This window comes from Mesorhizobium sp. M0514 (assembly GCF_040321145.1).
GTDB lineage: Bacteria > Pseudomonadota > Alphaproteobacteria > Rhizobiales > Rhizobiaceae > Mesorhizobium.
Genome location: NZ_JAMYQZ010000040.1, coordinates 1 through 26,777 on the forward strand (window position 1 = coordinate 1; position 26,777 = coordinate 26,777).

At 64.1% G+C, this 26,777-nt stretch carries 31 protein-coding genes; 14 read left to right on the top strand and 17 right to left on the bottom strand.

What is annotated here, in order from left to right; all coding sequences use genetic code 11:
• Positions 1-74 precede the first annotated feature (74 nt).
• Together NKI61_RS17655 and NKI61_RS17660 are read right to left on the bottom strand one after the other, a co-directional pair.
• Positions 75-743, bottom strand: coding sequence for a GntR family transcriptional regulator (locus tag NKI61_RS17655; RefSeq protein ID WP_023702055.1), 669 nt, complete (start codon positions 741-743; stop codon positions 75-77).
• A gap of 87 nt (positions 744-830) precedes the next feature.
• Positions 831-1,847 (bottom strand): polyprenyl synthetase family protein, encoded by a 1,017-nt coding sequence (locus tag NKI61_RS17660; RefSeq protein ID WP_352840184.1) that lies wholly within the window; start codon positions 1,845-1,847, stop codon positions 831-833.
• A gap of 221 nt (positions 1,848-2,068) precedes the next feature.
• Here NKI61_RS17660 and NKI61_RS17665 point away from each other — a divergent pair, with 221 nt between their 5' ends.
• The 7 genes from NKI61_RS17665 to NKI61_RS17695 all read left to right on the top strand — a co-directional run bounded on the left by NKI61_RS17665 (position 2,069) and on the right by NKI61_RS17695 (position 6,344).
• On the top strand, positions 2,069-2,293 hold the full coding sequence (locus NKI61_RS17665; RefSeq protein WP_023668472.1) for a putative signal transducing protein: 225 nt from the start codon (positions 2,069-2,071) through the stop codon (positions 2,291-2,293).
• Positions 2,293-3,087, top strand: a complete 795-nt coding sequence (locus NKI61_RS17670; protein WP_023668473.1) for a tRNA1(Val) (adenine(37)-N6)-methyltransferase — start codon at positions 2,293-2,295, stop codon at positions 3,085-3,087. The genes NKI61_RS17665 and NKI61_RS17670 overlap by 1 nt, the downstream gene beginning before the upstream one ends.
• 120 nt (positions 3,088-3,207) lie before the next feature.
• Positions 3,208-4,065 (top strand): S49 family peptidase, encoded by an 858-nt coding sequence (locus NKI61_RS17675; protein WP_023668474.1) that lies wholly within the window; start codon positions 3,208-3,210, stop codon positions 4,063-4,065.
• A gap of 72 nt (positions 4,066-4,137) precedes the next feature.
• Positions 4,138-4,323 carry a membrane protein gene (locus tag NKI61_RS17680; protein WP_023668475.1) on the top strand — a complete coding sequence of 62 codons (186 nt, stop codon included), beginning with the start codon at positions 4,138-4,140 and terminating at the stop codon, positions 4,321-4,323.
• A 26-nt stretch (positions 4,324-4,349) separates the two neighbouring features.
• Entirely contained in the window at positions 4,350-5,243 is an 894-nt protein-coding gene (locus NKI61_RS17685; RefSeq protein ID WP_352840164.1) for a 4-(cytidine 5'-diphospho)-2-C-methyl-D-erythritol kinase, read from the top strand.
• Entirely contained in the window at positions 5,230-5,784 is a 555-nt protein-coding gene (moaB, locus tag NKI61_RS17690) for a molybdenum cofactor biosynthesis protein B (protein ID WP_352840165.1), read from the top strand. The genes NKI61_RS17685 and moaB overlap by 14 nt, the downstream gene beginning before the upstream one ends.
• A gap of 128 nt (positions 5,785-5,912) precedes the next feature.
• Positions 5,913-6,344, top strand: coding sequence for a GFA family protein (locus NKI61_RS17695; RefSeq protein WP_352840166.1), 432 nt, complete (start codon positions 5,913-5,915; stop codon positions 6,342-6,344).
• Here the strand turns inward: NKI61_RS17695 and NKI61_RS17700 are convergent.
• Both NKI61_RS17700 and NKI61_RS17705 read right to left on the bottom strand, forming a co-directional pair.
• On the bottom strand, positions 6,334-7,308 hold the full coding sequence (locus NKI61_RS17700; RefSeq protein WP_352840167.1) for a hypothetical protein: 975 nt from the start codon (positions 7,306-7,308) through the stop codon (positions 6,334-6,336). The genes NKI61_RS17695 and NKI61_RS17700 overlap by 11 nt on opposite strands.
• Before the next feature lie 252 nt (positions 7,309-7,560).
• Positions 7,561-8,064 (bottom strand): glycosyltransferase, encoded by a 504-nt coding sequence (locus tag NKI61_RS17705; protein WP_023687105.1) that lies wholly within the window; start codon positions 8,062-8,064, stop codon positions 7,561-7,563.
• 150 nt (positions 8,065-8,214) lie between these two features.
• Between NKI61_RS17705 and NKI61_RS17710 the strand changes: the two genes are divergently transcribed.
• Positions 8,215-9,369 (top strand): PA0069 family radical SAM protein, encoded by a 1,155-nt coding sequence (locus NKI61_RS17710; RefSeq protein WP_023705182.1) that lies wholly within the window; start codon positions 8,215-8,217, stop codon positions 9,367-9,369.
• 154 nt (positions 9,370-9,523) lie between these two features.
• Positions 9,524-10,222, top strand: a complete 699-nt coding sequence (gene rnhB / locus NKI61_RS17715; RefSeq protein ID WP_023726390.1) for a ribonuclease HII — start codon at positions 9,524-9,526, stop codon at positions 10,220-10,222.
• 217 nt (positions 10,223-10,439) lie between these two features.
• Here rnhB and NKI61_RS17720 read toward each other — a convergent pair whose 3' ends face one another.
• From NKI61_RS17720 to NKI61_RS17750, 7 genes are all read right to left on the bottom strand, one after another.
• Positions 10,440-10,931, bottom strand: a complete 492-nt coding sequence (locus NKI61_RS17720; protein ID WP_352840168.1) for a F0F1 ATP synthase subunit B — start codon at positions 10,929-10,931, stop codon at positions 10,440-10,442.
• 10 nt (positions 10,932-10,941) lie between these two features.
• Complete coding sequence (locus tag NKI61_RS17725) at positions 10,942-11,541, bottom strand: F0F1 ATP synthase subunit B (RefSeq protein ID WP_352840169.1); 600 nt, start codon at positions 11,539-11,541, stop codon at positions 10,942-10,944.
• Between the two features lie 91 nt (positions 11,542-11,632).
• On the bottom strand, positions 11,633-11,857 hold the full coding sequence (locus NKI61_RS17730) for a F0F1 ATP synthase subunit C (protein WP_006206606.1): 225 nt from the start codon (positions 11,855-11,857) through the stop codon (positions 11,633-11,635).
• Between the two features lie 65 nt (positions 11,858-11,922).
• Positions 11,923-12,681 carry a F0F1 ATP synthase subunit A gene (locus tag NKI61_RS17735; protein WP_023696586.1) on the bottom strand — a complete coding sequence of 253 codons (759 nt, stop codon included), beginning with the start codon at positions 12,679-12,681 and terminating at the stop codon, positions 11,923-11,925.
• Positions 12,682-12,746: 65 nt separating this feature from the next.
• Positions 12,747-13,139 (bottom strand): AtpZ/AtpI family protein, encoded by a 393-nt coding sequence (locus NKI61_RS17740; protein WP_023668486.1) that lies wholly within the window; start codon positions 13,137-13,139, stop codon positions 12,747-12,749.
• Positions 13,140-13,404: 265 nt separating this feature from the next.
• Positions 13,405-14,589 carry a cell wall hydrolase gene (locus NKI61_RS17745; protein WP_352840170.1) on the bottom strand — a complete coding sequence of 395 codons (1,185 nt, stop codon included), beginning with the start codon at positions 14,587-14,589 and terminating at the stop codon, positions 13,405-13,407.
• A 137-nt stretch (positions 14,590-14,726) separates the two neighbouring features.
• Positions 14,727-16,022: an MFS transporter gene (locus NKI61_RS17750; protein ID WP_352840171.1), complete on the bottom strand. Its 1,296-nt coding sequence runs from the start codon at positions 16,020-16,022 to the stop codon at positions 14,727-14,729.
• 117 nt (positions 16,023-16,139) lie between these two features.
• Between NKI61_RS17750 and NKI61_RS17755 the strand changes: the two genes are divergently transcribed.
• Positions 16,140-17,048 (top strand): LysR substrate-binding domain-containing protein, encoded by a 909-nt coding sequence (locus NKI61_RS17755; protein ID WP_023668489.1) that lies wholly within the window; start codon positions 16,140-16,142, stop codon positions 17,046-17,048.
• Between the two features lie 233 nt (positions 17,049-17,281).
• Here NKI61_RS17755 and der read toward each other — a convergent pair whose 3' ends face one another.
• Both der and NKI61_RS17765 read right to left on the bottom strand, forming a co-directional pair.
• Positions 17,282-18,712: a ribosome biogenesis GTPase Der gene (der, locus tag NKI61_RS17760; protein WP_023668490.1), complete on the bottom strand. Its 1,431-nt coding sequence runs from the start codon at positions 18,710-18,712 to the stop codon at positions 17,282-17,284.
• Between the two features lie 76 nt (positions 18,713-18,788).
• A complete protein-coding gene (locus tag NKI61_RS17765; protein WP_023729304.1) occupies positions 18,789-19,451 on the bottom strand; it encodes a tetratricopeptide repeat protein in 663 nt (220 codons plus the stop codon).
• A gap of 193 nt (positions 19,452-19,644) precedes the next feature.
• Here NKI61_RS17765 and NKI61_RS17770 point away from each other — a divergent pair, with 193 nt between their 5' ends.
• Positions 19,645-20,649, top strand: coding sequence for a polysaccharide deacetylase family protein (locus NKI61_RS17770; RefSeq protein ID WP_031247170.1), 1,005 nt, complete (start codon positions 19,645-19,647; stop codon positions 20,647-20,649).
• Positions 20,650-20,675: 26 nt separating this feature from the next.
• On the opposite strand, the gene sbmA is transcribed toward NKI61_RS17770, so the two are convergent.
• The 3 genes from sbmA to NKI61_RS17785 all read right to left on the bottom strand — a co-directional run bounded on the left by sbmA (position 20,676) and on the right by NKI61_RS17785 (position 23,514).
• Positions 20,676-21,944: a peptide antibiotic transporter SbmA gene (gene sbmA, locus NKI61_RS17775; RefSeq protein WP_023704870.1), complete on the bottom strand. Its 1,269-nt coding sequence runs from the start codon at positions 21,942-21,944 to the stop codon at positions 20,676-20,678.
• 115 nt (positions 21,945-22,059) lie between these two features.
• Positions 22,060-23,217 carry a YbfB/YjiJ family MFS transporter gene (locus tag NKI61_RS17780; RefSeq protein ID WP_031247171.1) on the bottom strand — a complete coding sequence of 386 codons (1,158 nt, stop codon included), beginning with the start codon at positions 23,215-23,217 and terminating at the stop codon, positions 22,060-22,062.
• A gap of 81 nt (positions 23,218-23,298) precedes the next feature.
• The gene (locus NKI61_RS17785; RefSeq protein WP_023668495.1) at positions 23,299-23,514 is read right to left on the bottom strand and encodes a hypothetical protein; all 216 of its coding nucleotides are present in this window, start codon (positions 23,512-23,514) and stop codon (positions 23,299-23,301) included.
• Between the two features lie 94 nt (positions 23,515-23,608).
• Between NKI61_RS17785 and NKI61_RS17790 the strand changes: the two genes are divergently transcribed.
• The 3 genes from NKI61_RS17790 (at position 23,609) to NKI61_RS17800 (ending at position 26,237) form a co-directional block, all read left to right on the top strand.
• Positions 23,609-24,523: a LysR substrate-binding domain-containing protein gene (locus NKI61_RS17790; protein ID WP_023752591.1), complete on the top strand. Its 915-nt coding sequence runs from the start codon at positions 23,609-23,611 to the stop codon at positions 24,521-24,523.
• A gap of 85 nt (positions 24,524-24,608) precedes the next feature.
• Positions 24,609-25,865: an aminopeptidase gene (locus NKI61_RS17795; RefSeq protein WP_023684389.1), complete on the top strand. Its 1,257-nt coding sequence runs from the start codon at positions 24,609-24,611 to the stop codon at positions 25,863-25,865.
• A gap of 15 nt (positions 25,866-25,880) precedes the next feature.
• Positions 25,881-26,237, top strand: a complete 357-nt coding sequence (locus tag NKI61_RS17800; RefSeq protein WP_352840172.1) for a DUF488 domain-containing protein — start codon at positions 25,881-25,883, stop codon at positions 26,235-26,237.
• A 138-nt stretch (positions 26,238-26,375) separates the two neighbouring features.
• On the opposite strand, the gene NKI61_RS17805 is transcribed toward NKI61_RS17800, so the two are convergent.
• Positions 26,376-26,711, bottom strand: a complete 336-nt coding sequence (locus NKI61_RS17805; RefSeq protein WP_352840173.1) for an ArsC family reductase — start codon at positions 26,709-26,711, stop codon at positions 26,376-26,378.
• Between the last annotated feature and the right edge of the window lie 66 nt (positions 26,712-26,777).

Sequence of the window (26,777 nt, forward strand, 5' to 3'; positions counted from 1 at the left end):
GGAGATGTCCGGCAGGACAGAGGGGGGTGTGAAGGATCGCTACGCGCGGAATCCGACGACTTGTCCCTTCGTCCCTACCCGACGATGGCAAACGCTTCGCGCATCTTGCCCGACGCGGTCTTGACTGGTTTCTGGCCGATCCACTGCACGTGCCGGCCAAGCGTGGCGGCGGCCGATTCGGTATTGCCCTGCCGCAGCGCGCTCAGGATCGCGCGATGATCCTGGTCGGTGCGGATTTCCCATTCCGAGCGCCATGCGGCGAACAGGAAGCGGGCGCTTGCGGCGTGCAAATCGTCGATGGTGGCGATGAGCCGCGGCATGCCGCAGGGCGCCAGGATCAGCCGGTGGAAGGTGCGGTTGGCCTCCTCCCAAGAGCGGACATCGCGGGATTTGTCGCCGGCCTTTGTGGCTTCTTCGGCAAGATTGAGAATGGAAGCCGTCAGATGCGGCGCGGCATGGCGCAGCGCCAGCACTTCGAGGGCTGCGCGCATTTCGGCGACTTCCCTGACTTCGCCGAGGTCGAAGGCGGCGACGCGTACGCCCCGCCTGGGCTCACTGGCCGCCAGCCCTTGCGCCTCCAGGCGCCGAAAGGCCTCGCGCACCGGGACATGGCTGGTCTGGAATTCCTCGGCGATGTGATCCTGCCGCAGCCGGGCGCCCGGTTCGATCGCGCCCGATATGATGCGATCCGCCAGCACCTTGCTGATGCGCACGGCGATGGTGTCGTCTGCGGTCTTTGCCATGTTTTATAGATAATTTGCACTGCTGCCGATTGTCGAGCGGTGATTGCCCGATTTTGCATGCAAACTTGCTTTGGCGCCAGGCGCGGGTCAGTTCACCCGGCTGATGCAGAAGTCGATGACGTCGATCAGCGCCGATTTCTGCGGCGTCGCCTCCAGGGGCGCCAGCGCGTCGCGGGCGATCTCGCCGAAATGGCGGGCCCGTCCGATGGTGTCGGCAATGGCGCCATGGCGGGTCATCAGGCCGATCGCCTTTTCCAGGCCGGCATCGTCGGTGACATTGTCCTCGATGGCGCGCTTCCAGAAGGTGCGCTCGGCCTTGGTGCCGCGCCGGTAGGCGAGGATGACCGGCAGCGTAACCTTGCCTTCGCGGAAATCGTCGCCGACATTCTTGCCCAGCTCCTGGGTGGAGCCGCCATAATCCAGCGCATCGTCGATGAGCTGGAAGGCAAGGCCGAGATTCATGCCGTAGGAGCGCAATGCGGCGCGATCGTTGCGCGTCGCCAATGCGATGACCGGACCGACCTCGGCGGCAGCCGAGAACAGCGCCGCGGTCTTGGCCTTGATGACGGCGAAATGCTCGTCCTCGGTGGTATCCAGGTTCTTGGCTGCCGCCAGCTGCATCACCTCGCCCTCGGCGATGATCGAGGCGGCGCTGGACAGGATGTCGAGCGCTTCCAGCGAACCGACATCGACCATCATGCGAAAAGCCTGGCCGAGCAGGAAATCGCCGACCAGCACGCTCGCCTGGTTGCCCCAGATCATGCGGGCAGTCTTTTTGCCGCGCCGCATGCCGCTCTCGTCGACGACGTCGTCATGGAGCAGCGTGGCGGTGTGCATGAACTCGACCGCGGTGGCGAGCTTGACGTGGCCCTCGCCGGAATAGCCGAACATCTGGGCCGCCGCGAGCGTCAGCATGGGACGCAGCCTTTTGCCGCCCGACGAGATCAGATGATTGGCGACCTCCGGGATCATCTCGACGTCGGAGCCGGCCTTGGACAGGATCAGTTTGTTGACGCGCCCCATATCGGCTGCTGTCAGGTCGATGAGATCCTTGATGGAGGCGGGTTCCCGCTTCCCGTTTTCGATGTTGAGAACGACACCCACCAACAAACACTCCCGTCTTTGATCACGCGTGCGACGGCACCCTGGTCCCACCTGGGACTCTAAGGCGGCACATACGGGCACGGCAAGAGGCGAATTGGCGCGGCTGCGGTGACGGCGTGTCAACCTTAGCGACCGCATGCCGTTGCCCGGAAACCGCTCCACACTTTTCGGCGCCATGCTCCGGCGTTTACATCAACGCTGCAACCTGCGAACTTCGTCCGATGATAGAACTCGTGCGCACCAACGATGCCGTGATCATCTCCTTCGTCGAATCGCTGATGCGCGATGCCGGGATCGCCTGCTTCGTCGCCGACCAGAACATGAGCATTCTCGAAGGGTCGATCGGTCTTTTGCAGAAGCGCGTGATGGTCGATGCCGTCCAGGCCGATCAGGCGCGGCGCATCTTGAAAGACGCCGGCATCGAGAACGAAATCCGCCAGACATAATGGCTGAAGCGAGCGCGCTTACCAGCGATACGCCGGCCCATACGGTCGATGCCTTCCATCGCGGCCGCTTCTGGCTGGTCCAGCCCAGGACAGGGCATCGCGCCGGGATGGATGCCATGATGCTGGCGGCAGCAGTTCCATCCGGCTTTGCTGGACGCCTCGCCGATTTCGGCGCCGGCGCCGGTGCGGCGGGTCTTGCCGTGCTGTCGCGCTGCCCAGAGGCGCAGGTCGTGCTCGTCGAACGGTCGACCGAGATGGCAGGCTTCGCCACAACCACGCTCGCCCATCCCGGCAATGCGCATCTCGGCAATCGCGCCTCGGTGCTGACCGCCGACGTCACGCTGTCGGGCCGGGCGCGGACGCAAGCCGGCCTTGCCGACAATTCCTTCGATTTCGTCATCATGAACCCGCCCTTCAACGCGGCGCAAGACCGCGCCACGCCCGATCCGCTGCGGCGGCAGGCGCATGTCATGGACGACGGGCTGTTCGAAAGCTGGATCCGGAGTGCGGCTGCCGTCGCCAAGCCGCGCGGGGGCCTGGCCGTCATTGCGCGGCCGGAACAGCTTGGCGACCTCCTCCATGCGCTGTCGGGCCGCTTCGGCGACGCCGAGATGCTGGCCGTGCATCCGCGCCCGGAAGCAGCCGCAATCCGCATTGTCGTCAGGGCAGCGCTCGGCGCGCGCGGCAAGCTGTCGATCCGCCAGCCTTTGATGCTGCATGGGCAAACGGGCGACGGCCCGTCGGAACGAACCGAGATGATCAACAACGGACTGGCGTCGCTGTTTGGCGATTGATTTAGGCCCGTCAGTGTCGTTGCCGCAAAACCGGCACACAGTTGGCTGAGATGGATTGCAGCATTGCCGTTGACCGGCAAATCCCTACATGCGTTGAAGCCATTTGGAGACAGCCACCTCGTGAAACGCCTTTTCAACCGCCTGCTGCCGAAATCCTGGCGATCCAGCGTCGTCACCATTCCCGTCATCAGGCTGCATGGCACCATCATGGCCGGCGGCGGCCCGTTCCGGCCGAGCCTGTCCTTGGCGTCCACCGCCGCCCTCATCGAAAAGGCGTTCCTGTTCGATGCGCCCGCCGTCGCCATTTCGATCAATTCGCCTGGCGGCTCGCCGGTGCAGTCGCGGCTGATCTTCAAGCGCATCCGCGACCTCGCGGTCGAGAAGAACAAGAAGGTGCTGGTCTTCGTCGAGGATGTGGCGGCCTCGGGCGGCTACATGATCGCGGTCGCCGGCGACGAGATCTTTGCCGATCCGTCCTCCATCGTCGGTTCGATTGGTGTCGTCTCGGCCTCGTTCGGCTTTCCCGAACTGATGAAGAAGATCGGTGTCGAGCGCCGTGTCCACACCGCCGGCCAGAACAAGGCGGTGCTCGACCCGTTCAAGCCGGAGAAGAGGGAAGACGTCGAGCGCCTGAAGGCGCTGCAGCTGGAAGTGCACGAGACCTTCATCGACCTGGTCAGGGAACGCCGTGGCACCAAGCTGAAGGACGATCCGGACCTGTTCACTGGCCTGTTCTGGACCGGCAAGAAAGGGCTGGAGCTTGGCCTCGTCGATGCGTTGAGCGACATGCGCACGGTACTGAAAACCCGCTTCGGCGCGAAAACCCAGCTCAGGCTGGTCACCGCGCCGCGTGGCCTGTTTGGCCGCATCGGCCTGTTCGGCTCGAACTTTTCAGCGCCCGATATTGCCGCCGCCGCCGCCAGCGGCGTGATCGATGCGGCGGAAGAGCGCGCATTGTGGGCGCGCTTCGGGCTTTGAAAAAGCAGGGAAAGCGTCTAGCATGAGGGCTTGACAGTCTGCCTTGCCGCCTTGCGAGGGAGGAGCTTTGAAATGCCACAGATCATTTTCTTCGCAGTTGTCGGCGCCGCCGCTTATTTCGGCTACCGCACCTTCGTCCGCGAGGCCGAACGTGTGACCGCCAAGGTGCGGCGCACCGAAAAGCAGGCAGCCAACGGCACCAACGGCACGCTGGTCCAGGATCCCAAGACCGGCGAATACCGCCTGGCCAAGGACTGATCATCATCCCGTCAGCAGCCGACAGTTTGGATGCCGCAGCCCGGACATGGCTTGCGCCCGCCAAGATAAATCTGGCGCTGCACGTCACCGGCAGGCGCGCCGACGGTTATCATCTGCTCGAGAGCCTGGTCGTTTTCACCCGCTTCGGCGACAGGGTCGAGATCGAGCCTGCCGACGCCGACCGGTTCTCCGTATCGGGCCGTTACGCGACTTCCGTGCCGATCGACGACAGCAATCTGGTGGTGAAGGCGCGCGAGGCGCTGCGCAGGCAGGCCGGCCAGCAGAGCGCGCCGCCGGTGGCCATCCGGCTGGAAAAGAACCTGCCGGTCGCATCCGGGGTCGGCGGCGGCTCGAGCGACGCGGCGGCGGTATTGCAGGGTCTTGTCCGGACCTGGGGGCTCGACATCGGCGAGGCCGAACTGAACCGGATCGGTCTCACGCTCGGCGCCGACGTGCCGATGTGTCTTGCGGCAAAACCGCTGGTTGCGCGTGGCGTCGGCGACGAGCTGTCGCCAATTGCGGATTTTCCTGCGCTGGCCTTGGTGCTGGTCAATCCCGGCGTCGCCGTCTCCACGCCCGATGTGTTCAATGCACTTGAAAAACGCGACAATGAAGGACTGCCGCCGCTGCCGCGCGGTTTCGATTTCCACGGCGTCCGCAATTGGCTGGAGATCACCCGCAACGATCTTGAGGAACCGGCGCAAGCAATACAGCCGCCCATCGGCAGAGCGCTTTCCCTGCTGAACAAGGCCGGATCTGGATTCTCGCGCATGTCGGGATCCGGCGCGACATGCTTCGGGCTGTTCGAGACCGGCAATGTCGCCAAGCGCGCCGCCGCCGAGATTCGCAGTCGCGAACCGGAGTGGTTTGTCGCCGCGACACGAAGCATCGCTTCGGAGGGGGCCGATGGCCAAAATTGACGAGAGCCGGCCGTTCATCCCGGTGCGCATCGCGGTGCTGACGGTGTCCGATACGCGCAGCCTTGCCGACGACAAATCCGGCCAGACGCTGGCTGATCGCATCGCCGAGGCCGGCCATGTCCTGGCCGCGCGCGACATCGTCACGGATGACCGGGAGAAAATCCGCGACAAAGTGCTGGGCTGGTCGCGCGACAAGGAGATCGACGTCGTCATCACCACCGGCGGCACCGGTTTTACCGGCCGCGACGTGACGCCGGAGGCGCTGGAGCCGATCTTCGAGAAGCGCATGGATGGCTTTTCCGAAGTGTTCCACCGCATTTCCTACGACAAGATCGGCACCTCGACAGTGCAGAGTCGGGCGACGGGCGGCGTCGTCAACGCCACCTTCGTCTTCGTGCTGCCGGGCTCGCCCGGCGCCTGCAGGGACGCCTGGGACGGCATCCTGAAACCGCAGCTCGACTACCGCCACATGCCCTGCAACTTCGTCGAGATCATGCCGCGCCTGGACGAGCATTTGCGGCGCGGCAAGGCCGCCTCGTAAACCAAGGCAAAGTTCCGGCCAAGCGCTGCCTTGTCAGGCAGAATGGCCGTTGCGCCTGCGAAAGGATCATTTGCTGAAGGCCGCCAGGCGGGTAATCTGCCACTAAGTCCTTGAGGCGGAAAGATGCCATGACTGCGTATCGCGGCGGCTGCCATTGCGGCAACATCCACCTGACGTTCGAAACGGGAATCGAGCCGGCCGAGGTGGAGATCCGCGCCTGCCAGTGCGCGTTCTGTGTCCGGCATGGTTCGCGCGCCGCCGCCGATCCGCAGGGCCGATTGATCGTCTCGGTCGAGGACGAGGCGCGGCTGCACCGATACCGGTTCGGATTGCGCACCGCCGACTATCTCATCTGCCGCGACTGCGGCGTCTATGTCGCTGCTGTGACCACCGACTGCGACCCAAGAGCGATCGTCATCGTCAATGCGCTGGATGACCGGCCGCGGTTCAACCGCGAGCCGGTCCCGATGGACTATGATGCCGAGAACAAAGAGGGTCGCATTGCCCGGCGGCAAGCGCGCTGGATGCCGGTCGAGATCCGCTCCGGCGTCAGCGGATGACCGGTTCGCCGTGGAAGCGGCGGCGCGAGGGCGGCGAGACGCCGAAGCCGACCTCCATCATCAGCCGTGGCGTGGTGGACGGCACGGTGCCCATGTGGAAGCCGAACGGGTCCTCGACGAAGCCGAGCCCGGCCTCGCCGGTCAGCGTGACCGGGCTGTCCTCGCCATAGACCTTGAGCACGTCTTGCGCCGGATGGCCGACCAGCAGCGTCAGCTGGTGCTTGAGGCTGCGCCTGTTGTGGCTGCCCCTGACGTAGACATGCGGGCCGGTGCCGGCATCGCAGGGCTTGAGATAGAAGAAGAATTTCAGCATCCGCCAGTCGTCGAGATCGAAATGATATTTGCCGAGCGAGGCAAGGTTCTTGTCGGCGTCGGAAGCCTCGCCGGTCGGAAAGCTCCACCAGACACGCGTGGTGATCAGCTTTGCCTGCTCGCCCAGATAGTGCTGGGCGATGTCGAGCAGCAGCGGGTCGTTCTGGATGGCGAGTGCCGCCTTGCAGCCGAGGATGCGCTCGAAATAGTGTCCGCTGAGCAAAGAGCGGCCGAACCGCTTCTCGGCTTCTGCGTGTTCTCCGGGCATGAATTCGAGCCGGCGGTCGAAATTGCCGAAGCACGGCGTGCTCTGAGCAAAGCTGGCGATCTCTTCGTGGATTGCCTGCGGAAGGACGAGTCCGGAGAACAGGCCATCGGCGCGCAGCGCCGCGACGATCGACTTGAGGTCGACGCCCCTGAACATCGTCGCTCCGGCACTCTGCGCGGGGCGCGCGGCTTTGGCGCCAAGCCAGTGCAGTTTGCGCGCCGGCATGGTGCGGGCAAGCACGAACATCGGCAGCCATGCGGGATTTTCGCGCAGGTCGGACAGATAGGTCGGGATACGCACCGCAATGCGGCGGAGCAGGCTGCCGTTGCGGGCAATGGCTTCCAGACTGGGGGCGCCGGATTTGTCAGGGGACGAAAGGTTCATCGGGGTCCTCAGATATGAACGGCAGCAACGACGACGCGGCGCTTGCTTACCGCTCCGGCACTACCCAAACCCCGATATCCCGCATCAACGGAATGCTAATCCCGCGTCAGCTTTTGTGCAATGCACAATAGCTTTTTGCGGCGAAAAAGAGGGATGGTGCTGCGACCGTGCCAATGCGGATGAGACGCCGACGCTGCCCCTCATCCGCCCTTCGGGCACCCTTCTCCCTGGGAACGGGAAAAGGGAGAAACATCACTTCTTCGGCGCCAGCCAGATTTCGGCGTCGAGCCGCCTGGTGGCGAGACCGCGCGCAAGGGCTTCGGCGCTGTGCGCGTTCTTCGACAGGGCAGCGGCCTGGCGCTTGCTGATGACCAGCCCTTCGGCCAGCGCCCGGTTGCCCGAAAACACCCGTGACAGGAACGGCGTGCGGCTGCCGCGCGCACGGCAAAAGCGCGCCGGCATGGTTTGCCGCGCCGTGTGAGCGACGACGTCGTCGATCCAGCCCTCCGCCAGCCTTGCGCCGGGTTCCAGAAACAGCAGCCAGTCACCCTTCGCCTGCCTGATTCCCGCGGCAATGCCGCCGGCCACGAAGTGGCAGCCGGCATGATCGGCAACCCGATGCGTCTGGTCGGTCGAGCCGGTGTCGCAGACGATGACATCGCGCACCACGCCCTCGACCGCGCCGCCGATCAATGAGGCGAGCGTGCGGGCAAGGCCTTCTTCGTCATCCCGGGTTTCGATGAGAACGCTGAGCATTTTTAGCCGAATAGCGGAAAGCCCTGCGCAGCGCCAGTTTTGCATGGCCCAACGAAAAAGTTCTTGCTTTGTTCTCATCAGCGAAATAGGATTATTTTCATGAACAGAGCGATTCGACAGCCAGCCGACAGTCCTTGGGAAAGGGCCAAAATGGAACATATCGTGCGTGCGGACATTGCTGCTTTCGGAGCAGGGCGAGCCGAGATGGCCAATGCGATGATCGAACAGAGCGGCATGCGGGTCCGTCCGGATCGCAACCGCGGCCGTTCCGCGGGCATCAACCCGTCCGGCCGGTTCGAGCCGGTCAGCCGGCATGTGTTCGACGACGGCTGGAATTCGCTGGAGGAATTGCCGCCGTTCAAGACCGAAGTGCAGGTCGAGAAGCCGCGCACCATCATCACCCGCAACGAATCGCCCGACATTTCCTTCGACCGCTCGATCAACCCCTATCGCGGCTGCGAGCATGGCTGCGTCTATTGTTTCGCCCGGCCGACGCATTCCTTCATGGGCCTGTCGCCGGGGCTGGATTTCGAAGCGAAGCTGTTTGCCAAGCCGGATGCGGCGCGGCTGCTCGACAAGGAACTGTCGAAGGATGGCTATCAGCCGCGCACCATCGCCATCGGCACCAACACCGATCCCTACCAGCCGATCGAGAAACAATACCGGATCATGCGCGAGATCCTCGAAGTGCTGGAGGCGCGCGGCCATCCGGTCGGCATCGTCACCAAATCCCATCTGGTGACGCGCGACATCGACGTCTTGTCGCGCATGGCCGAACGGGGCTTGGCCAAGGTGGCGCTGTCGGTGACGACGATGGACCGCATGCTGGCGCGCACCATGGAGCCGCGCGCGTCGACGCCGACCAAGCGGCTCGAGGCGATCCGGCAGCTTTCCGATGCCGGCATCCCGGCCTCTGTCATGGTGGCGCCGATCATTCCCGGCCTGACCGACCAGGAGATGGAGCGCATCCTCGATTCGGCACGCGCCGCAGGCGCCCGCGAGGCCGGCTATGTCATACTGCGCCTGCCGCTCGAGGTGGCGCCGATCTTCAAGGACTGGCTGCTGCGCCATTATCCCGACCGCTACCGGCACGTGATGTCGCTGATCCGTTCGATGCGCGACGGCAAGGACTATGATTCGGAATGGGGCAAGCGGATGAAAGGCGCCGGCCCCTATGCCTGGCAGATCGGCCGGCGCTTCGAGATCACGGCCAAGCGGCTCGGCCTCAACGCCGAGCGGCGCACGCTCCGAACCGACCAGTTTGTCGCCGCCGCCAAGGCGACCGAGCAGCTGATGCTGCTCTGAGAGTAGCGCCTGCCCTGCCCTCGTGGTTGGCAGGCGACCCAAGAATCCCGTCCGGCCTGTCCCCCGGCCTGCAGACGGTGCCCTCCCGGTCTTGCCCCACTCGACCTTGGAGGGACTTGCGGAGAATCGGAGCCGATGCGAACCTCGCCGCAACATGGCTCGCGCGCGTTCCGATTCTCCGCTTCTTTTCGAAATCGTCGAAAAGCCCGACTTCTCCTTCGAGACGAAGGCGATGGCTGAAGGCCTTTGGCCGGTGGCAGGCATGGACGAGGCCGGCCGCGGTCCGCTGGCCGGGCCGGTGGTGGCGGCGGCGGTGATCCTCGATCCCGCCAACATTCCCGACGGGCTAGACGATTCCAAACGGCTCAACCATTTGCAGCGCGAGGCGCTGTTCCTGAAAATCCTGGGGTCAGCGCTCGGCGTGTCGATGGCCTCGGTCAGCGCCGAAGGCATTGACGGCAGCAATATCCTCAAGGCCAGCCTGGAAGCCATGCGCCGCGCCCTTGCCGGCCTGCCGATCCAGGCAAAGCTGGCGCTGGCCGATGGCCGCGATGTGCCGCCGGGTCTCCTCTGCGAAGGCCGCGCGCTGATCAAGGGCGACCAGCGCTCGCAGTCGATCGCCGCCGCCTCGATCGTAGCCAAGGTGATGCGCGACCGCATGATGTGCGGCTGCGGCAGCCATCACGAGCGCTACGGGTTCGAGGTCCACATGGGCTACGCCACCGTGCGGCACCGCACCGCGATCGAAGCGCATGGGCCGGTGGCACGGCTGCACCGGGCATCATTCGCGCCGTTCAGGCTGGGTGGGGTTGAGGTGGTGGAGGAAGAAGGGTTTGTCGGGTTGGACAGCTAAATCTCCCCCCTTCAGGGGGAGATGGCCGGCAGGCCAGAGGGGGTCACCGCGCGTGAAGCGCCAGCCCTTCTTCGCAGCAGAATGCGTCGCACCCGGTCGCACCGACCCCCTCTGTCGCCTTTGGCGACATCTCCCCCTCAAGGGGGGAGATTGTCCGCGCTCAACAAAAAAGCCGCCAGGTTGCCCGGGCGGCTTGATGTCAGCGAGTTAACCCCGCTCAGTTCAGCCTGGCCTTCACGTCCTGCAGCGCGGACTTGAACAGGTCGGCGCCGGCCTTGGCGTCGATCTTGCCGGCAAGCAGCGTGCGGGCCGCCTCGACGGCGATGTCGACGGCGCTGGCGCGCACTTCGGCGACGGCTTCGCGCTCGGCCTGGCCGATCTTCTGCTCGGCAAGCGTGGTACGGCGGGTGACATAGTCTTCGGTCTTCTTGTGCGCCTCGGCGGCAAGCATGTCGGCCTCGCGCTTGGCGGCAGCGACGATGGCTGCGGCCTCCTGCTCTGCTTCCTTGCGCTTCTTCTGGTATTGGCCGAGCAGTTGCTGGGCCTCTTCGCGCAACCGGCGGGCTTCCGCAAGCTCGTCGCTGATCTTGGTCGCGCGGGCGTCGAGCGACTTGGCGATCAGGCCCGGCACCTTGATGTAAACGGCAACGCCGAGGAAAATAACGAGGGCAACCGTTGCCCAGAGCGTTGCGAGAGATGTGGCGTCCATGATGTGCTCCTCACCGGGCCACGGATTTGACCGCAGCCGAGATCTCGGCCTTGCTGGTCTTGCCGCCGACAAGCGCATCGACGATGGCCGAAGCGGTGTCCTCGGCGATCGTGCCGACTTCCTTCATGGCGTTGGCCTTGATGGAAGCAATGCTGGCCTCGGCCTCGCCGAGCTTCTTGTCGAGGGCGGCCTCGACCTTCTTGCGGGCAGCCTCGGCTTCAGCCTTGGCAGCGTCGTTGGCCTGCTGGCCTATCGCGTTGGCCTTGGCCTTGGCTTCCGCAAGTTCCTGCTCGTAAGCGGCAACGGCGGCGTCGGCCTCGCCCTTCAGCCTGGCGGCCTGGTCGAGATCCTGCGTGATGCGATCGCTGCGGACGTCGATGATGCCGCCAAGGCGCGGCATCACCACCTTCTTCAGGAACAAATAAAACAGCCCGAACGTGATCGCCAGCCACAGAAGCTGGGACGGAAACGTCGCCGGATCGAATGGCGGGAACGTGCCGTGCGCCTCGGCAGGCACGCCGGTGCCGGAATGCGTGTCGCCTTCCGTACCGGTATGGGCGCCTTCAGCGGCGGGTGCGGACTCTTGCGCAAACGCAGATGTCACGAACATGGACTATCCCCTGATATCAGGCATGGCCGCAGGAATGCGGCCAGCCAATTCTTCCCAATGCTCGTCCGACCAATAATTGGCCGAACAGGGCTCAGCCGAACAGGGCGAGAAGCGCGATGAGAAGCGAGAAAATGCCCAGAGCTTCGGTCACGGCGAAGCCGAAAATCAGGCGGCCGAACTGGCCATCGGCGGCCGACGGATTGCGCAGGGCGCCCGCCAGGTAGCTGCCGAAGATGTTGCCGAGGCCAATGCCCGCGCCGCCCATGCCCAGGCAAGCGATACCGGCGCCGATGTACTTTGCTGCTTCTGCGTCCATTTTAAACTCCTTTGGATCTGTAATTCGTTGCAATTCCATCCGGCGAAAGATGCCGGAAATTCTATCTAGTGCGAAGGATGCAGCGCATCATTCAGGTACATGCAGGTGAGCACGGCGAACACATATGCCTGCAAGAGCGCCACGAGCAACTCCAGCGCGGTCAGCGCCACAGCCATCGCCAGCGGCAGGATCGATCCCGCAACGCCGAGCGCGCCGAGCGCACTCAGGCTGACCACAAACCCGGAAAACACCTTCAGGGTAATGTGGCCGGCGAGCATATTGGCGAACAGACGAACCGATAGGCTGACCGGACGCGAGACAAAGGAAATCACCTCGATCGGAACGACAAGCACCATCATCAGGATGGGCACGCCCTTCGGCACGAAAAGCTTGAGGAAGCCCAGACCGTGCTTCATGAAGCCATAGACGATGACGGTTCCGATCACCAGCGCGGCCAGGCCGAAGGTGACGATGATGTGGCTGGTGATGGTGAAGAAATAAGGAAACAGGCCAAGCAGATTGGCAACAAGCACGAACATGAACAGCGAGAACACTAAGGGAAAGAACTTCATACCTTGGGTTCCGGCTGCATCGCGCAACATGTTCGCGACGAACTCGTAGGCCATTTCCGAAACCGACTGCAGGCGGCCGGGAACAAGGCTGCGGCTTGCGGTCGAGAGGTAAAGAAACGCCGATGCAATGGCCACGGTCGCGACCATGAACAGAGCCGAATTGGTGAAGGACAGGTCATAGCCGCCGATATTGATCGGAATCAGCTTGACGATATGGAACTGGTGGATCGGATCGACCTTGTCAGCAGCCATTTACATCCCCGTCAAAACCGCGAGCGGCCTTAAGTGTCCTTGTGCGCCATTGGCGGCGCGCCATTTCATTCTTTCGGATCGTGCGACTTCTCGCTTTTTCCGAATTCCGCCACAACACCTGACGAACGCAGGACGTTGAGCACGCCGGCGCCAAAGCCCAGCAACAAGCCGACGACCAGACCCCATGGCGAGGTTCCCGCCACGCGATCCAGAAACCAGCCAAGGCCCACACCCACCACTATCCCGGCGATGAACTCGCTGGACAGCTTGAGCGCCTGGCCATATCCGGCCGTCGCCTTCGCGCCGTCATTCCCCTCGAGCTGATCCGGCCGTCTTGTCGCAAGCGATGCTCCAAGCTCACGCCGGCGGCGTTCGAGATCTTCGTCGCGGATGTCGGCCTCGTGCTTGCTGCCGCGGCCGGTTTCTCCGGTTCCGTCTGGCCCGTTCTTGTCGGCCATCGTAACCCCCCTGCCCGGTCAGACCTTCACCGTCCGTCCGCTTCTAAAGTCGCCGGCAACATAGTTAGAGGGTTTGCGCCCGTCAAGCCACGGGCGGGACTTCAAAGCCATGTATTTTTTCTATTGGAATCAATCACTTGGCGAGGTGCGACATCGTGCCCGGCACTATCGGGTCGGCACATGCCCCGAATCCGTCCGGCGACCGCTGTCCGATTTCGGCTTCCAGGGCCTTTGCGGTTCGTTTGCGACAGGCAAGCCGAAGGGCTCAGCTCCAGCCGCCGCCATAGGTGCGGTAGAAGATATGCAGGCCGATCTTGGTCATCTTCTGCATCGTGCGCGCCCAGCCCGGATGGACGTAGTTGGCGTAGTAGTGGGTCGATGAGCCGACTTCGGGAATGAATATCTTGCCGGCGGTGACCGCCATCGCGACGTCCTGCGCGGTCTTGTAATGGGCGGGGCTCTCGATGCGCTTCTTGCGGCCGTCGCAGGCGAAGGAGAACTGGCAGCGGTTCAGCCAGTTGTCGTTCTGGTAGACGACGCCGCAAATCGAGTTCGGATAGGCCGGATTGCGGACGCGGTTGAGAATGACCTGCGCGACGGCGGCCTGGCCGCGCACGGATTCGCCGCGCGCCTCGAAATAGATGCCGTTGGCGAGGCAGGCCTGCTCCTTCGTGGAGAAGACGCTGGCCGGCAGCGGGTTCTGGATCCACGAGTGGTCACCCTTGGCCATCGGCGGAATGAAGCGCCCGCTGCTCGGCTCCTCGTCCTGCAGCAGCGCTTCGAAGGGTGAGGCCTTGGCGTAATCGGGTTCGGCCTGGGCATAGGCGGTGGCCAGCACGTCCGGTCTGTCATTGTTGACCAACGCGGCAAGCATGGCCGGCACGCCGGGATCGGGCTTCTTGTCCACGTTGGTGTGGAAGGCCTGGGCGATCTGGATTTCCTTGCCCTTGATGCCGGGCTTGGCGAAGGCGAGCTTCAGGCCGCTGTCCATGCTCGGCCGCAGCAGCGAGGACGTGCGCTGAAAGATCGAGCCGGCATTGAAGTTCTTCGGCGGCGCCACCGGCGAGACCTGGATGATGCGGCCCTTCTTGTCGGCGCGCATGATGCGGTCCTCGTCGGGCGTGACGCCGGCGACATTGCCCTTGCCGCGAAACGAGACCTTGCCGACGCCGGGCAGGCGCACGCCCGAACCCGAGAGCGAACCGGTGGTGACGGAATCGATGAAAGGCATTTCGGCGGCATGAACCGAGCCGGCGACGGAGCGCTCGACATAAGAGTTCCAGCGGGTGCCCGAGGCTTCGAGGCCGGAAATCAAGCTGCCCATGTCCTGGTAGGCGACGACAGTTGGAAAGCCGATCCAGATGCCGAGCCCGATGACCAATGGCGATACGAAGGAACGTTTTTTCTCACCGGCGGCGGCGGCCAGCCGCTTCAGGACACGTCGATGCACGGGGAACTCTCCAGAAACGCCACTGAGCCACTGGAGAGCCAAAGTGAAGCATTAACCTTGATGCGGGGTTAACGCGGTTGATCGTGTTTTTCCGAAGCGGCCCGAAATGGGACGCCGCTTGCAGGCCGGCCAACCCGTCAGTTCGGCCGCAGGAAAATTGGCCATGCAATCATGGCGCAGAGCGCGCCCACCAGCCAGACGCCAGGCCACGACCAGATGAGCAGCAAAGCCGGAATGGCTGTCGGCACCATGAAGAAGGCGATGAAGACGAAGCTGTTGGCAAGACCGAGCGCGGTTCCGGCGCGGCTGGCGCCGGCAAGCGTGGCGAGTTCGGTGTAGGCGACGCCATGCCAGGCGGAGACCGAAATGCCGGCAACGACCAGCAGCACGTCGATCGCCGGGATCAACGCGGCATGGGCGTCTGGCGTGGCTCCTGCCGCCAGGACCAGCAGGCCGACGGCCGCGAAGCCAAGCGCGCTCGTCATGCTGCAGAGGCGCAGGAACCAGCGGCGGTTGCCGTTGCGGTCGGTGTAGCGGCCGCTCCAGACGCGCATCACCATCGCGCCGGTCTGCACCGCGGCAAGGCTGGCGCTGATCGTGAGCGTGGCCATGCCGGCGAAATCGTGCAGGAAGACGGAGGCGAAGGTGAGCACCGCCACTTGCGGAAAGCAGAGCAGGCCGATGGCGGTGGCGATGCGCCAGACCTCGACATTGCGCAGCGGCGCCGGACCGCCCGACTTTGCCATGGCCATGCTGCCGGCATTGTCCAGTTCCGGCGGCTGGTGCAGCCACCGCCAGGCAAACAGCGCAGAGACGGCGTTCATGGCGGCCAGCAGCCCGAAGACCGCCGCGAAACCGTGCACCGATGCCAGCGACGGCAGGACCAGCGCGCCGAGCCCGCCGCCGAGCGGCACCGCGGTCTGCCTGATGCTCATGGCAAAGCCACGTTCGCCTTCGTGGAACCAGGCCATGATGGCGCGGCCGCTGGAACCGTTGACGCTGCCGCCGAGCAGGCCGGCGACCAGAAGGCACGCGGCCAGCATTGCGACGCCAGGCACATAGGTCACTGAGGGCACGATGAACAACGCCATCAGGGCGAGCCACGCCGCGGTCGCACCAAGGCCGGTCAACAGCACGCCGCGATCTCCCCAGCGGTCGGTGAGCAGGCCCCAGGGCAGTTCGCTCAAGGCGACGCCCAGTCCGAGAAGGCCGAGGACCAGACCGAGATTGCCATTGCTCAAGTGATAGCCCGACCGCAGAAACACCGCCGCCGCCGGTATGCCGGCGAAGGTTGCGGAGAAACTGGCATTGGCGGCAACGCCGATGCCAAGCACCTTCCAACGATGATTGGCGCGAAATCGTTCAGCCTTCGACGTGACGGCGGCGGCTCGGCCAACCCGGCCTGGCTCACAATTTGCGTCGGCAATCGACATGGCGGGACTCCTGTTGATGCCCTTTCGGGACCTTGACGCCTCGTCTTTACCGCCATAACTTCATCCCAAATATCGGGAAGTTTTTGACAATTTCTCCCGAAAAACAGGATCGTTATGATGCGCCGCGTAACCTTCGACCTCGATGTCCTCCGAAGCTTCGTCACCGGCATGGAACTCGGCAGCTTCGCCAAGGCCGCCGACCGGCTTGGACGCTCGACCTCGGCGGTGAGCGCGCAACTGAAGAAGCTGGAGGACCAGGCGGCGACGCCGATCTTCCGCAAGTCGGGCCGCGGACTGGCGTTGACGGAAGCCGGCGAAACCATGCTCGGCTATGCCAGGCGGCTGCTCGAGTTGAACGACGAGGCGGCCTCGGCCATCCACGATGTCGAGTTGGAAGGCTGGGTCAGGCTCGGCCTGCAGGAGGATTTCGGCGAGGCGGTGCTGCCGGAGGTGCTCGGACGCTTCGCCCGCGCGCACCCCAAGGTCAAGATCGAGGCGCGGATCGGGCGCAGCTATGAACTCGCCGAGCGGATCACATCAGGCAATCTCGACATTGCGCTGGCCTGGGACAGCGGCCAGGCGCTGCCTTACAGCCGGCATGTCGGCGACGCGCAATTGCGCTGGATCGGGCCGGCAAAGCTGATCGAGACCAGGCTGCGCGAGGGCGAGGCACTGCCGCTGGTGGCGCTGGAAGCGCCATGCCTGCTGCGCACGGTGACGACGGAAACGCTCGACCGCGCCGGCCTGCCGTGGCGGATGGCCTTCTCCAGCCCCAGCCTTGGCGGCATCTGGGCGGCGGTCGCCGCCGGCCTCGGCCTGACGATCCGCACCGATATCGGCCTGCCGGCCAATGTCAGGGCGATGGCGCCGCAAACGCTGGGCTTACCCGCGCTGCCGACCATGGCGCTGGTGCTGCACCAGAAAGACGCCGAACTGGACCCGGTGGCGGCGCGGCTGGCGGATATATTGTGGCACGCGGCGGTGGCGGCGCTGCCGCAGGACGAGCGGTTGAGAGAGGTCGCTTAGACGGAAGCGGCTGTCCAGCGTAGCGTTCCGTCACACCCCCCTCTGTCCTGCCGGACATCTCCCCCGCAAGGGGGGAGATTGGATCTCGCGAATGCTTTCGCCAATTTTCAACGTTGCAAGAGAGGCTCCAAAGACGAAACGACTGATCTCCCCCCTTGCGGGGGAGATGCCCGGCAGGGCAGAGGGGGGTGCTGTCCCGCCAATCTTGCGGAGAATTCCGCAACCGTCATCGCTCACTTGCGCTTGTTCGCTCTCCCCGCGAACGGGTTGTCCGAAGTCCGCAGCGCTATCCGGATCGGCACGCCGGGCATGTCGAAGGCTTCGCGCAGGCTGTTGGAGAGGTAGCGCACGTAGGATTGCGGCATCGCGTCGGGCCGCGAGCACTGGACGACGAAACCCGGCGGCCGGGTCTTGGCCTGGGTGACATATTTGACCTTGAGCCGGCGGCCGGCGACGGCGGGTGGCGGGTGATGCGCCAGAATGCTTTCCAGCCAACGGTTGAGCTTGCCGGTGGAAACGCGGCTGTTCCACACCTTGTGCGTCTTGATGACGGCATCCATCAGCTTGTCGAGGCTGCGGCCGGTCTCGGCCGAAACCGTCACCGCCTGGATGCCGCGCACCTGCGGCAAAAGCCGTGTGGTCTTTTCGCGCAGTTCCGTCAGCAGTTCCTGCGGATTGTCGATCAGGTCCCATTTGTTGAAGGCGATGACCGGCGCCCTGCCTTCGCGGATGATCAGGTCGGCGATCTGCAGATCCTGCTTCTCGAACGGGATGGTGGCGTCGAGCACGATGATGACGATCTCGGCAAAGCGGATGGCGCGCAAGCCGTCCTGCACCGACATCACTTCCAGCTTCTCGTGGATCCTGGCCTTGCGGCGCATGCCGGCAGTGTCGAACAGTTTTAGCCGGCGGCCATGCCAGTCCCAGTCGACGGAGATGGAATCGCGGGTGATGCCGGCTTCCGGGCCGGTCAACAGCCGCTCCTCGCCGATCAGCGCGTTGATCAGCGTCGACTTGCCGGCATTGGGCCGGCCGACGACGGCGATGCGCATCGGCTTGGTGTCGTCATAGGCGGGTTCGGCGTCGGGATCGGTGATGTCCTCGCCGATCAGCACCTCGCTGGCGGCGACGTCCTCGGCCTCGTCTTCTTCCTCGCCGAAGGCGCGGTCTTTGCCCAGCGCCTCGATCACCGCGTCGCGCAGATCGGGCATGCCCTGGCCGTGCTCGGCCGAGACCGGGATCGGCTCGCCCAAGCCCAGTTCCCAGGCTTCCAGCATGCCGCCCTGGGCGCCCTTGGCCTCGGCCTTGTTGGCGACCAGCACGACCGGCTTGCCGGACTTGCGCACGATCTCGGCAAAGGTGCGGTCGTCGGGCAAAAGCCCGGACTTGGCGTCGATGGTGAAGAAGATCAGGTCGGCTTCGCGGATCGCGATCTCGGTCTGCGCGCGCATGCGGCCGGGCAGCGTCGAGGCGGCGGCGTCCTCGAAGCCGGCGGTGTCGATGACATCGAAATGCAGATCGTAGAGTTTGGCCGCGTGGACGCGACGGTCGCGGGTGACGCCCGGCGTGTCGTCGACAAGCGCCAGCTTCCGTCCCACCAATCGGTTGAAAAGCGTCGATTTGCCGACATTGGGCCGGCCGATAATGGCGACTTTGAAGCTCATCCGGCTATCCATATCATCGCCCAAACCGCAGCGCGCCCTTGGGTCAGGCCCGAGGGCAGGCTTTGGGCGATGCGTATCATGACGCGCCCGAGCCGCGGATCAATTCCGACATCAGCGTCGCCCGCTGGCGCGCGTTGCGCGGGGCGCCGTCATCGGCAGCGATCTGGTCGAACAGTTTCAGCGCATCCTGGGTCTTGCCTTCCTTCCAGGCGGCAAGGCCGAGCGCTTCGCGCGCTGTGTGGCGCAGCGTGTTGTTGTCGGCGGTCAGCGCCTCGACGCGGCTGGAGACGTCGGCGAAGGAGCCGTGATCGACGAGCAGCAGGGCGGCCCGCAGGCGCGCCATGTCGCGAATGCCCTGGGGAATGGCGTTGTCGGCGGCGACGCCATCGAAATCGGCGACGGCGGCGGCAAAGTCGCCCTTGTCGGCCTTGACGGTTGCCGCGCGCATGCGGGCGAGCAGCGGATAGGCGCCGTAGCCGTCCTTTTCCAGCTGTTCGAGGGCGGTCAGCGCCTCGTCGCTCTTGCCGTCATTGGCAAGCTTCAGCGCCTGCGAGAAGGCATCGCCGGAGCGGTTGGCGCGGGTCTCGTCCCAATAGCGGTAGCCGACGAAGGCGGCGGTGCCAAGCACCACCAGGATGGCGAGGCCAAGGATCGCCGGACCAAAGCGGTCCCATAGCGCCTGCGCCTGCTCGCGACGGATCTCGTCGTTGACTTCGCGGATAAAACTGTCGTCGGACATCAATCAAAACCATTGCTGCCCTAACAGGGGCGCTTCTTGAGCCCGCGTTTTAGCGAAATTTCGCGGGCATGGAAGGGGCTCGGCAGGAAAATCGGCTAATCGCCGGGCGCATAGCTGCCGACGTTGATCGCACCCACGCCACATTTTGCCGATAGCCGGCTTGGACTGCCTCCAGATCAAGCCCAGATTGCCGATGCCACGTTTGTCCCGCGTTGTTGCGTTTTCCTCAGCCGTGCTTGCCATGGCTGGTGCGGCTTTCGCCGACCCGCCGGCGCCGCCTGCCCCGGCAAAGCCGAAGCAAATCGTCATCATCTCGTTCGATAGCGCCCGGGAGATCTCGCAATGGCACCGCAGCCGGGCGCTGGCCAAGCGCACCGGCGCGCATTTCACCTACTTTTTGTCCTGCGTCTTCCTGCTGTCGCCGCAGACGCGGGCCGACTACACAACTCCGGCCAAGTCCGCGGGCAAATCCAACATCGGCTTTGCCGCTTCGAAGCAGGACGTCGCCGATCGGCTCGATCAGATCGGGCTCGCCGCTTCGGAAGGCCATGACATCGCCAGCCATGGCTGCGGCCATTTCGACGGCAAGGACTGGAGCAAGGCCGACTGGCTGAAGGAATTCGCATCGTTCGAGCGCATTCTGGAGAACGCCTATGCAATCAACGGCATTGCGCCCGAGCCCGCAGGCTGGCGCGCTATTGCCCATGCCGTGGTCGGCTTTCGCGCACCCTACCTCTCGACCGGCAAAGGGCTCTACAAGGCCCTGGCTGAAGCAGGCTACGACTATGACGCCAGCGGCGTTTCGAACGGCCCGGTCGAGCCGCCGACCAGCGGCGGCCTCACTCGCTTTTCGCTGCCGCAGATCCCGGAAGGCCGGAGCGGCAGGCCGGTGATCGCCATGGACTACAATCTTTATGTCCGCCACTCCGGCGGTTTCGAGCGGCCGAGCCAGGCAGCCGAGTTCAGCGATCGGACCTACCAGGCGTTCCGCGCCGCCTTCGACAAGCAATATCAGGGCAAGCGCATCCCGCTGGTGCTGAGCTTCCATTTCACGCTGATGAATGACGGCGCCTACTGGAACGCGCTGGAGCGCTTTGCCGACGAGACGTGCGTGAAAGCCGACGTCGAATGCATCAGTTTTCGCGATTATGTGCAGCGGCAACGTGGTAGCGAGAGGCAGGCGGCGGTGGGCGGCTGAGCCGCCAACCGTCTGTGCAAATAGGATCAAGCCGGGTCGGGTTCCTTTGCCTGTTCCTGACGCTCCATGAAGTGGCGGTCAATGTCGGGCAGCGGCTCGCCGCGAATCGTCGCCTCGAAGGCGCGAAGGCGCTTGTGAACTGACAGAAGCTCGACAATCGTCGACCAAGAATTGACGAGATACTGGAATGAGTTGGTTACCTGACTGAAGGCTGAACTGACCTGGTTGATGAGACCCAGCGTCAGCGTTCCAGCGATCATGGAAGGCACCATCAGGAAGTAGGAGAAGACGTTGTTGGTCTGAAGATAAAGATAGCGGACCACGTTGAAATACACATAGTGGAAATACAGGCGAAAGTAGTTTTGCCGCACACTCGCAAACAGCTCCGCGACGGTCGGCGGCTGCGCCCGGGCCGGATCGTCCTCACCGTAGACGAGTTCCTTGCGATATGCTGCCTCGACGCGCTGGTTACGAAACTGCAAGCCAGGAAGCTTGATGCCTGCGGTCGCAATGATGACTGTACCGAAGACTGCCCAGAAGATCGCAGCCAAAACCAGCGGCTGAGGAACATGACCGATCAATGGCAACTCTGTGACATGCTTAGAATAACTGAGCAGGATCGGCATGAAAGCGATAAGCGTCATGATGGAATCGACGAAGCTAGTGCCAAGGTCTTCCATTATCTTGGAAAACCGCATCGTGTCTTCCTGCACACGCTGTGCAGCGCCCTCAATATGGCGCAGCTTCGGCCAATAGGACATGTAGTAATTGTTCATCGCAGTGCGCCAGCGAAACACCCAGTGGCTGACGAAGAAGTTTGTCAAAACGAACACGGTAACCGCGACAAGAGCGATACCGAGGAAAGTGATTATTTGAGCGTAAAGATCAGCCTCGGTTGCCTTGACCGTTTTGCTAACGATGCCCTGAATGAGGTCCCAGAATGGTCCATACCATGCGTTGATCGCCACGCTTACCTGCACCTGAAAGTAGGTCGTGAACAGGAGCAGCGAACTGCCGAGGATAGACCATTGGTCCCACGGGTGCGGAGAATACCAGTGCCAGAAGCCATAGAATATCAAAACGCCAAGCGCATAGTAGATGTAGAACCAGAGGAACGGAGGCGACCAGAACACCGAGACGCCTATGATGGGCGGCGCGTCGGCAAGAGCCGGAGGCAAGCCGAGAAACGCGCCAAGCTGGTCAGCACCGAGGAACCAGGCTGCCACGAGAACCGCAGTCCAGACGACGGCCGAGATGAAAAACAGCTTCGGCTGCGGGAAGAAGGATACGAACACTGTGGTGAAATCCTCGGTCGGTGCGCAAATCAGCGGGGTTCGGCGGGCATAAAGTCACACATTAGGTGGAAAGCAAATGCCCGTACCCGATGCCCGGCATCGAGCAAGACCACAATCATGGCGATTTTGGCGCGGCCGACCAGGTGATCCCAGCAGATACCAGCAATACGCCAGCAGCGACGATCGAGGCCAGGAAGAAGTTGCCCGAGGCTTGCGCCAGCAGTCCGGCGACGATCGGGCCGACGATCTGGCCGATGCCGAAGGAAGCGGTCATCAGCGCAAAAATCCGGCGCGGCGCCTCCGGCACGAGCTGCCTTGCCGTCTGCAGGCCGAGCGCGGTGATGGCGATGAAGGTGCCGCCGAGCAGGACGCCCGCCAGCAGCGGCCCGGCGGTGCCGCCGATGGCGACGCTGGCGGTGACGCCGACCACCTCGACCAGGCAGCCCAAGGCATAGGCGGTATAAAGCCCGATCCGTGCCGCTACCTTCTGCCACAGCCAGACCGAGGGAAAGCCGGCAAGGCCGGTGACCATCCAGACGCTTGCCTCGAAGACGCGGCCGCCGCCGCCCTGGCGCACGATGGCGACCAGGAAGGTCGCCGTCACCACATAGCCGAAGCCGAACAGGCCGTAGGCAACGATGACTTTTGCCAACGACCGGTCCCTCGGCAGTGCCGGTTCGCGGTCGGCCACGCCGCGGCCAGGTGCGGTGCCGCCGGCGAGCAAGGCGACCATCGCAAGGCCGCCGGCGGAAATCGCTGCCGACCACAGCCAGCCCGAAGCCCAGCCGGCATGTTCGGTGACCAGAACCGCCATCAGCGCTGAGGATGCCGCGATGCCGAGGCCGACGCCGCCGAAATGCAGCGCCTGCAGGTCGCTTCTGTTGGCGGCTGCCAGGTGACCGAAGACGATCGAGGCCATGAACACCATGACGAAGGCGCTGGCGAGACCGGCAAGGAAGCGGAGGACGACAAAGGCGGTCATCGTCTCGCTCAGCCCCATCAGGGCGGCGAGCGCAGCACTGGCGGCAAGGCCGCCAAACATCAGCAGGCGCTCGCGCCCATGCGCCCAGCCGCCGGCCGCCGCAAGCGCGCCGACGAGGTAGCCGAGGTAGTTGGCCGACGCGATCCAGCCGGCATCAGCCGGCGACAGATGCAGCTCCTCCATCATGCCGGGCAGGATCGGCGTGTAGACGAAACGGCCAATGCCCATGGCGACGGCCATGGCGATCATGCCAGCGAGAGCAAGGCGCAAGGGTGATGGAGCGGCGTTCATTGCAGCGCACCATAGAATTGGCGACCGATGAAACAATCCGCTTTGTGTTGGGCCAGCGGGCGCGACTAACGCCCCCGCATCTCAGCCGCAGCCGACCGCCCCGGTCTCGTAGGCGGTGCGGCGCGCCGTCAGCCGGAACGGGATATCTCCGAGTTCGCGTTCCGACATGGTGTCCAGCACCGGATGCGACAATGGGTCGGTAACCCAGTCGATGACATCGCCGCCGTGCATCCCATCATAGCGGTCCGGCCGGAGGCCGGCAGCGGCTAAGATCTTGAACAATGATACGATCGTCATCCTCGCCTCCTCGGTCTGACTGTCCCACTAAAATCTGCCTTGTCGGGCTGTCTTTCAATTGAGATTTCAGCCGCGCCGGTTTAGAAAAACTGGAATGGCTATGCTGAACCGCGTCCATCTCAACGGCCTGCGCGCCGTCGAAACCGTCGCCCGCCTCGGCTCGCTGGCGGCCGCTGCCGGCGAGCTCAACGTCTCCGTCAGCGCCGTCAGCCAGCAGATCAACCGCACCGAAAAGCAGCTTGGACAGGCGCTGTTCGAACGAACGGCGAGCGGGCTGGTGCTGACCGAGTTCGGCACGGTTTTTTCCGCCCGGCTGGGCGCCGGTTTTCGCGAGCTGGCGCAGGCGGTGGCGCTGGCCGACGAGGCAAGCCAGTGCACGCTGGTGGTTTCGGTGGCGCCGGCCTTCGCCTCGAAATGGCTGCTGCCGCGATTGTCGCGGCATTTCGACCGCCATCCCAACGTGCTGCTGCGCATCGACGCCTCGGTGCGGCTCGCCGATCTCGAGCGTTCCGACATCGACATCGCCATCCGGCTCGGCGACGGCAAATGGCCGGGCGGCCGGGCGGAACTTTTGTTGGCGCAGGAGGTCTTTCCGGTCTGTGCGCCGGTGATCGCCAAAAAGCTGACGTCGATCGAAGACCTCGCACAGACCTGCGCCATCACCGACGAACGGGCGATGGTCAACTGGGAGAGCTGGTTCAAGGCCGCCGGAGCCGAGCCGGTCACCTTCCGCAAAGGCGCGCGCTTCACCGACCCGATGCTGTGCCTGGAATCGGCGATCGCCGGCCATGGCGTCATGCTCGGCTGGCAATTGCTGGCCGCCGATGCGCTGGCCGACGGCCGCCTCGTCGCGCCTTTCGGCGTGCGGGCGCAGAGCGGCCTCGGCTACTGGCTGGTGACCTCGGCGACCAAGACCGAAAGCCGCAAGGTGCGCGATTTCAAGATCTGGATCCGCGAGGAAATCGCGGCGACCGTGGCGCAGTTTAGCGCGCTGGAAAGCGCTGCCTAGGGCTGTCCGTCGCGACGGTGCTGGAAAGGACAGCCGCGCCGGCCTATGTTGGAACTCTCACTCCCGGACCAAGGCAGGCAGGATCATGACCACACATTCGCGCGGCGTTTCCGCAACGATCGACCCGGTGAAGCTCGACAGGCTGGCGGAAGTCGCCATCAAGGTCGGGCTGCAATTGCAGCCGGGGCAGGATCTGGTGCTGACCTCGTCGATCGCCGCACTGCCGCTGACCAGGCGCATCGTCGAGCACGCTTATAAAGCGGGCGCCGGCCTGGTGACGCCGATCTTCAACGATGACGAGATCACGCTGGCGCGCTTCCGCTACGGCGCGGATGCCGGCTTCGACCGCGCCGCCGGCTGGATGTATGAAGGCATGGCGAAGGCCTTTTCCAACAATGCGGCGCGGCTTGCCGTGCGCGGCGAGGACCCGTCGCTGTTGTCGGCGCAGGACCCGGCGAAAGTGGCGCGCGCCAACAAGGCGAACTCGATGGCCTACCAGCCGGCGCTGGAAAAGATCACCGGCTTCGACATCAACTGGAACATCGTCGCCTACCCGGATCTCGCCTGGGCAAAACAGGTCTTCCCCGGCGATGCCGACGATGTCGCCGTGGTGAAGCTCGCCGATGCGATCTTTTCGGCATCACGGGTCGATGTGGAAGACCCGATCGCAAACTGGACGGCGCACAATGCAGCGCTGCGCGGCCGCACAAAGTGGCTGAACGAGCACAATTTCCATGATCTGCATTTCAGCGGCCCGGGCACCGACCTCACCGTCGGGCTGGCCGATGGCCATGAATGGATGGGCGGCGCCTCGACTGCCAAGAACGGCGTCACCTGCAATCCGAACATCCCGACCGAGGAGGTCTTCACCACGCCGCATGCACGGCGCGTCTCCGGCCGTGTATCCTCGACCAAGCCGCTGTCCTACCAGGGCACGCTGATCGACGATATCTCGGTGCGTTTCGAAGAGGGCAGGATCGTCGAGGCCAAGGCTTCGAAGGGCGAGGACGTGCTGAAGAAAGTGCTCGACACCGACGAGGGTTCGCGCCGGCTCGGCGAGGTGGCGCTGGTGCCGCATTCCTCGCCGATCTCGGCCAGCGGCCTGCTGTTCTTCAACACGCTGTTCGACGAGAACGCCGCCTGCCACATCGCGCTCGGGCAGTGCTATTCAAAATGCTTCGTCGACGGCGCCTCGCTCACCCAGGACGAAATCGCCCAGCGCGGCGGCAACAAGAGTTTTATCCACATCGACTGGATGATCGGCTCCGACAAGATCGACATAGACGGCGTGCACAAGGATGGCCGCAAGGTGCCGGTGATGCGCAAGGGTGAGTGGGCGTAAGCTCGCGGAGGGCGGATGGGTTTCGACCTGACGGTCAAGCGAATTTACGAAGCACCCGCGCCCGATGATGGGCATCGGGTGCTGGTTGATCGCATCTGGCCGCGCGGCATCAGCAAGGAGGATGCCGCGCTGACGCTGTGGCTGAAGGAGATCGCGCCGAGCGATGAATTGCGGAGGTGGTTCGGACATGAGCCGGCGCGATGGGCGGAGTTTCAGGTGCGGTATTCGGTCGAGCTGGATGGGAATAGAGAAGCGGTGGCGAAACTGCGTGGCTTGCTCGGCAAGGCCAAGGTGACGCTGCTTTATGGCGCACATGACGAGGCGCATAACAATGCGGTGGCGTTGGCGGGGTATTTGCGCTGGACGGGTTGAGAGACAGCGAACCGCTGCATACGCCGCAAGCGAAAGCCTTCACAATTAGCGATCGCCCTCCACGCGTTCGTCATCCTCGGGTCTGCGCTGCGTCGCTTCGCTCCTTGCTACGCCATAGGCTGACGAGGCAGGGCTACGCTACTTCACCACCCCTTCATAAGCCTCCGGCTTGAACCCCACCAAAATCTGATCCCCGACCTCGAGCACCGGGCGCTTGATCATCGTCGGGTTGGCCAGCATCAGCTTCCTGGCCTTCTTCTCGTCGAGCCCTTGCTTGTGCTTGTCGGGCAGTTCGCGGAAGGTCGTGCTGCCCTTGTTGAGCAGCTTTTCCCAGCCAACCTTGCCGATCCATCCATCCAGTCTGCCCGCGTCGATCCCCTCGGCCCGGTAGTCGTGAAAACGGTAAGGCACATCGTGGCCCTCCAGCCAGGTGCGCGCCTTCCTGATCGTGTCGCAGGTGGTGATGCCGTACATGGTGATCGTCAAAACGCACTTCCCTTGGGCTGGTGGTCGAATCCGCCGGACAGCCTAAAACCGTCC

Coding starts and splice junctions, on each gene's coding strand:
- NKI61_RS17790 (WP_023752591.1), top strand. CDS start 23,609: ATGGCTATGCTGAACCGCGTCCATCTCAACGGCCTGCGCGCCGTCGAA.
- rnhB (WP_023726390.1), top strand. CDS start 9,524: ATGGCTCGCGCGCGTTCCGATTCTCCGCTTCTTTTCGAAATCGTCGAA.
- NKI61_RS17805 (WP_352840173.1), bottom strand. CDS start 26,711: ATGTACGGCATCACCACCTGCGACACGATCAGGAAGGCGCGCACCTGG.
- NKI61_RS17780 (WP_031247171.1), bottom strand. CDS start 23,217: ATGAACGCCGCTCCATCACCCTTGCGCCTTGCTCTCGCTGGCATGATC.
- NKI61_RS17705 (WP_023687105.1), bottom strand. CDS start 8,064: ATGCTCAGCGTTCTCATCGAAACCCGGGATGACGAAGAAGGCCTTGCC.
- NKI61_RS17770 (WP_031247170.1), top strand. CDS start 19,645: ATGCCACGTTTGTCCCGCGTTGTTGCGTTTTCCTCAGCCGTGCTTGCC.
- NKI61_RS17785 (WP_023668495.1), bottom strand. CDS start 23,514: ATGACGATCGTATCATTGTTCAAGATCTTAGCCGCTGCCGGCCTCCGG.
- NKI61_RS17800 (WP_352840172.1), top strand. CDS start 25,881: ATGGGTTTCGACCTGACGGTCAAGCGAATTTACGAAGCACCCGCGCCC.
- NKI61_RS17765 (WP_023729304.1), bottom strand. CDS start 19,451: ATGTCCGACGACAGTTTTATCCGCGAAGTCAACGACGAGATCCGTCGC.
- NKI61_RS17720 (WP_352840168.1), bottom strand. CDS start 10,931: ATGGACGCCACATCTCTCGCAACGCTCTGGGCAACGGTTGCCCTCGTT.
- NKI61_RS17750 (WP_352840171.1), bottom strand. CDS start 16,022: ATGTCGATTGCCGACGCAAATTGTGAGCCAGGCCGGGTTGGCCGAGCC.
- NKI61_RS17665 (WP_023668472.1), top strand. CDS start 2,069: ATGATAGAACTCGTGCGCACCAACGATGCCGTGATCATCTCCTTCGTC.
- NKI61_RS17730 (WP_006206606.1), bottom strand. CDS start 11,857: ATGGACGCAGAAGCAGCAAAGTACATCGGCGCCGGTATCGCTTGCCTG.
- NKI61_RS17680 (WP_023668475.1), top strand. CDS start 4,138: ATGCCACAGATCATTTTCTTCGCAGTTGTCGGCGCCGCCGCTTATTTC.
- NKI61_RS17700 (WP_352840167.1), bottom strand. CDS start 7,308: ATGAACCTTTCGTCCCCTGACAAATCCGGCGCCCCCAGTCTGGAAGCC.
- NKI61_RS17710 (WP_023705182.1), top strand. CDS start 8,215: ATGGAACATATCGTGCGTGCGGACATTGCTGCTTTCGGAGCAGGGCGA.
- NKI61_RS17725 (WP_352840169.1), bottom strand. CDS start 11,541: ATGTTCGTGACATCTGCGTTTGCGCAAGAGTCCGCACCCGCCGCTGAA.
- NKI61_RS17735 (WP_023696586.1), bottom strand. CDS start 12,681: ATGGCTGCTGACAAGGTCGATCCGATCCACCAGTTCCATATCGTCAAG.
- NKI61_RS17655 (WP_023702055.1), bottom strand. CDS start 743: ATGGCAAAGACCGCAGACGACACCATCGCCGTGCGCATCAGCAAGGTG.
- NKI61_RS17740 (WP_023668486.1), bottom strand. CDS start 13,139: ATGGCCGACAAGAACGGGCCAGACGGAACCGGAGAAACCGGCCGCGGC.
- NKI61_RS17755 (WP_023668489.1), top strand. CDS start 16,140: ATGCGCCGCGTAACCTTCGACCTCGATGTCCTCCGAAGCTTCGTCACC.
- der (WP_023668490.1), bottom strand. CDS start 18,712: ATGAGCTTCAAAGTCGCCATTATCGGCCGGCCCAATGTCGGCAAATCG.
- moaB (WP_352840165.1), top strand. CDS start 5,230: ATGGCCAAAATTGACGAGAGCCGGCCGTTCATCCCGGTGCGCATCGCG.
- NKI61_RS17695 (WP_352840166.1), top strand. CDS start 5,913: ATGACTGCGTATCGCGGCGGCTGCCATTGCGGCAACATCCACCTGACG.
- NKI61_RS17670 (WP_023668473.1), top strand. CDS start 2,293: ATGGCTGAAGCGAGCGCGCTTACCAGCGATACGCCGGCCCATACGGTC.
- NKI61_RS17795 (WP_023684389.1), top strand. CDS start 24,609: ATGACCACACATTCGCGCGGCGTTTCCGCAACGATCGACCCGGTGAAG.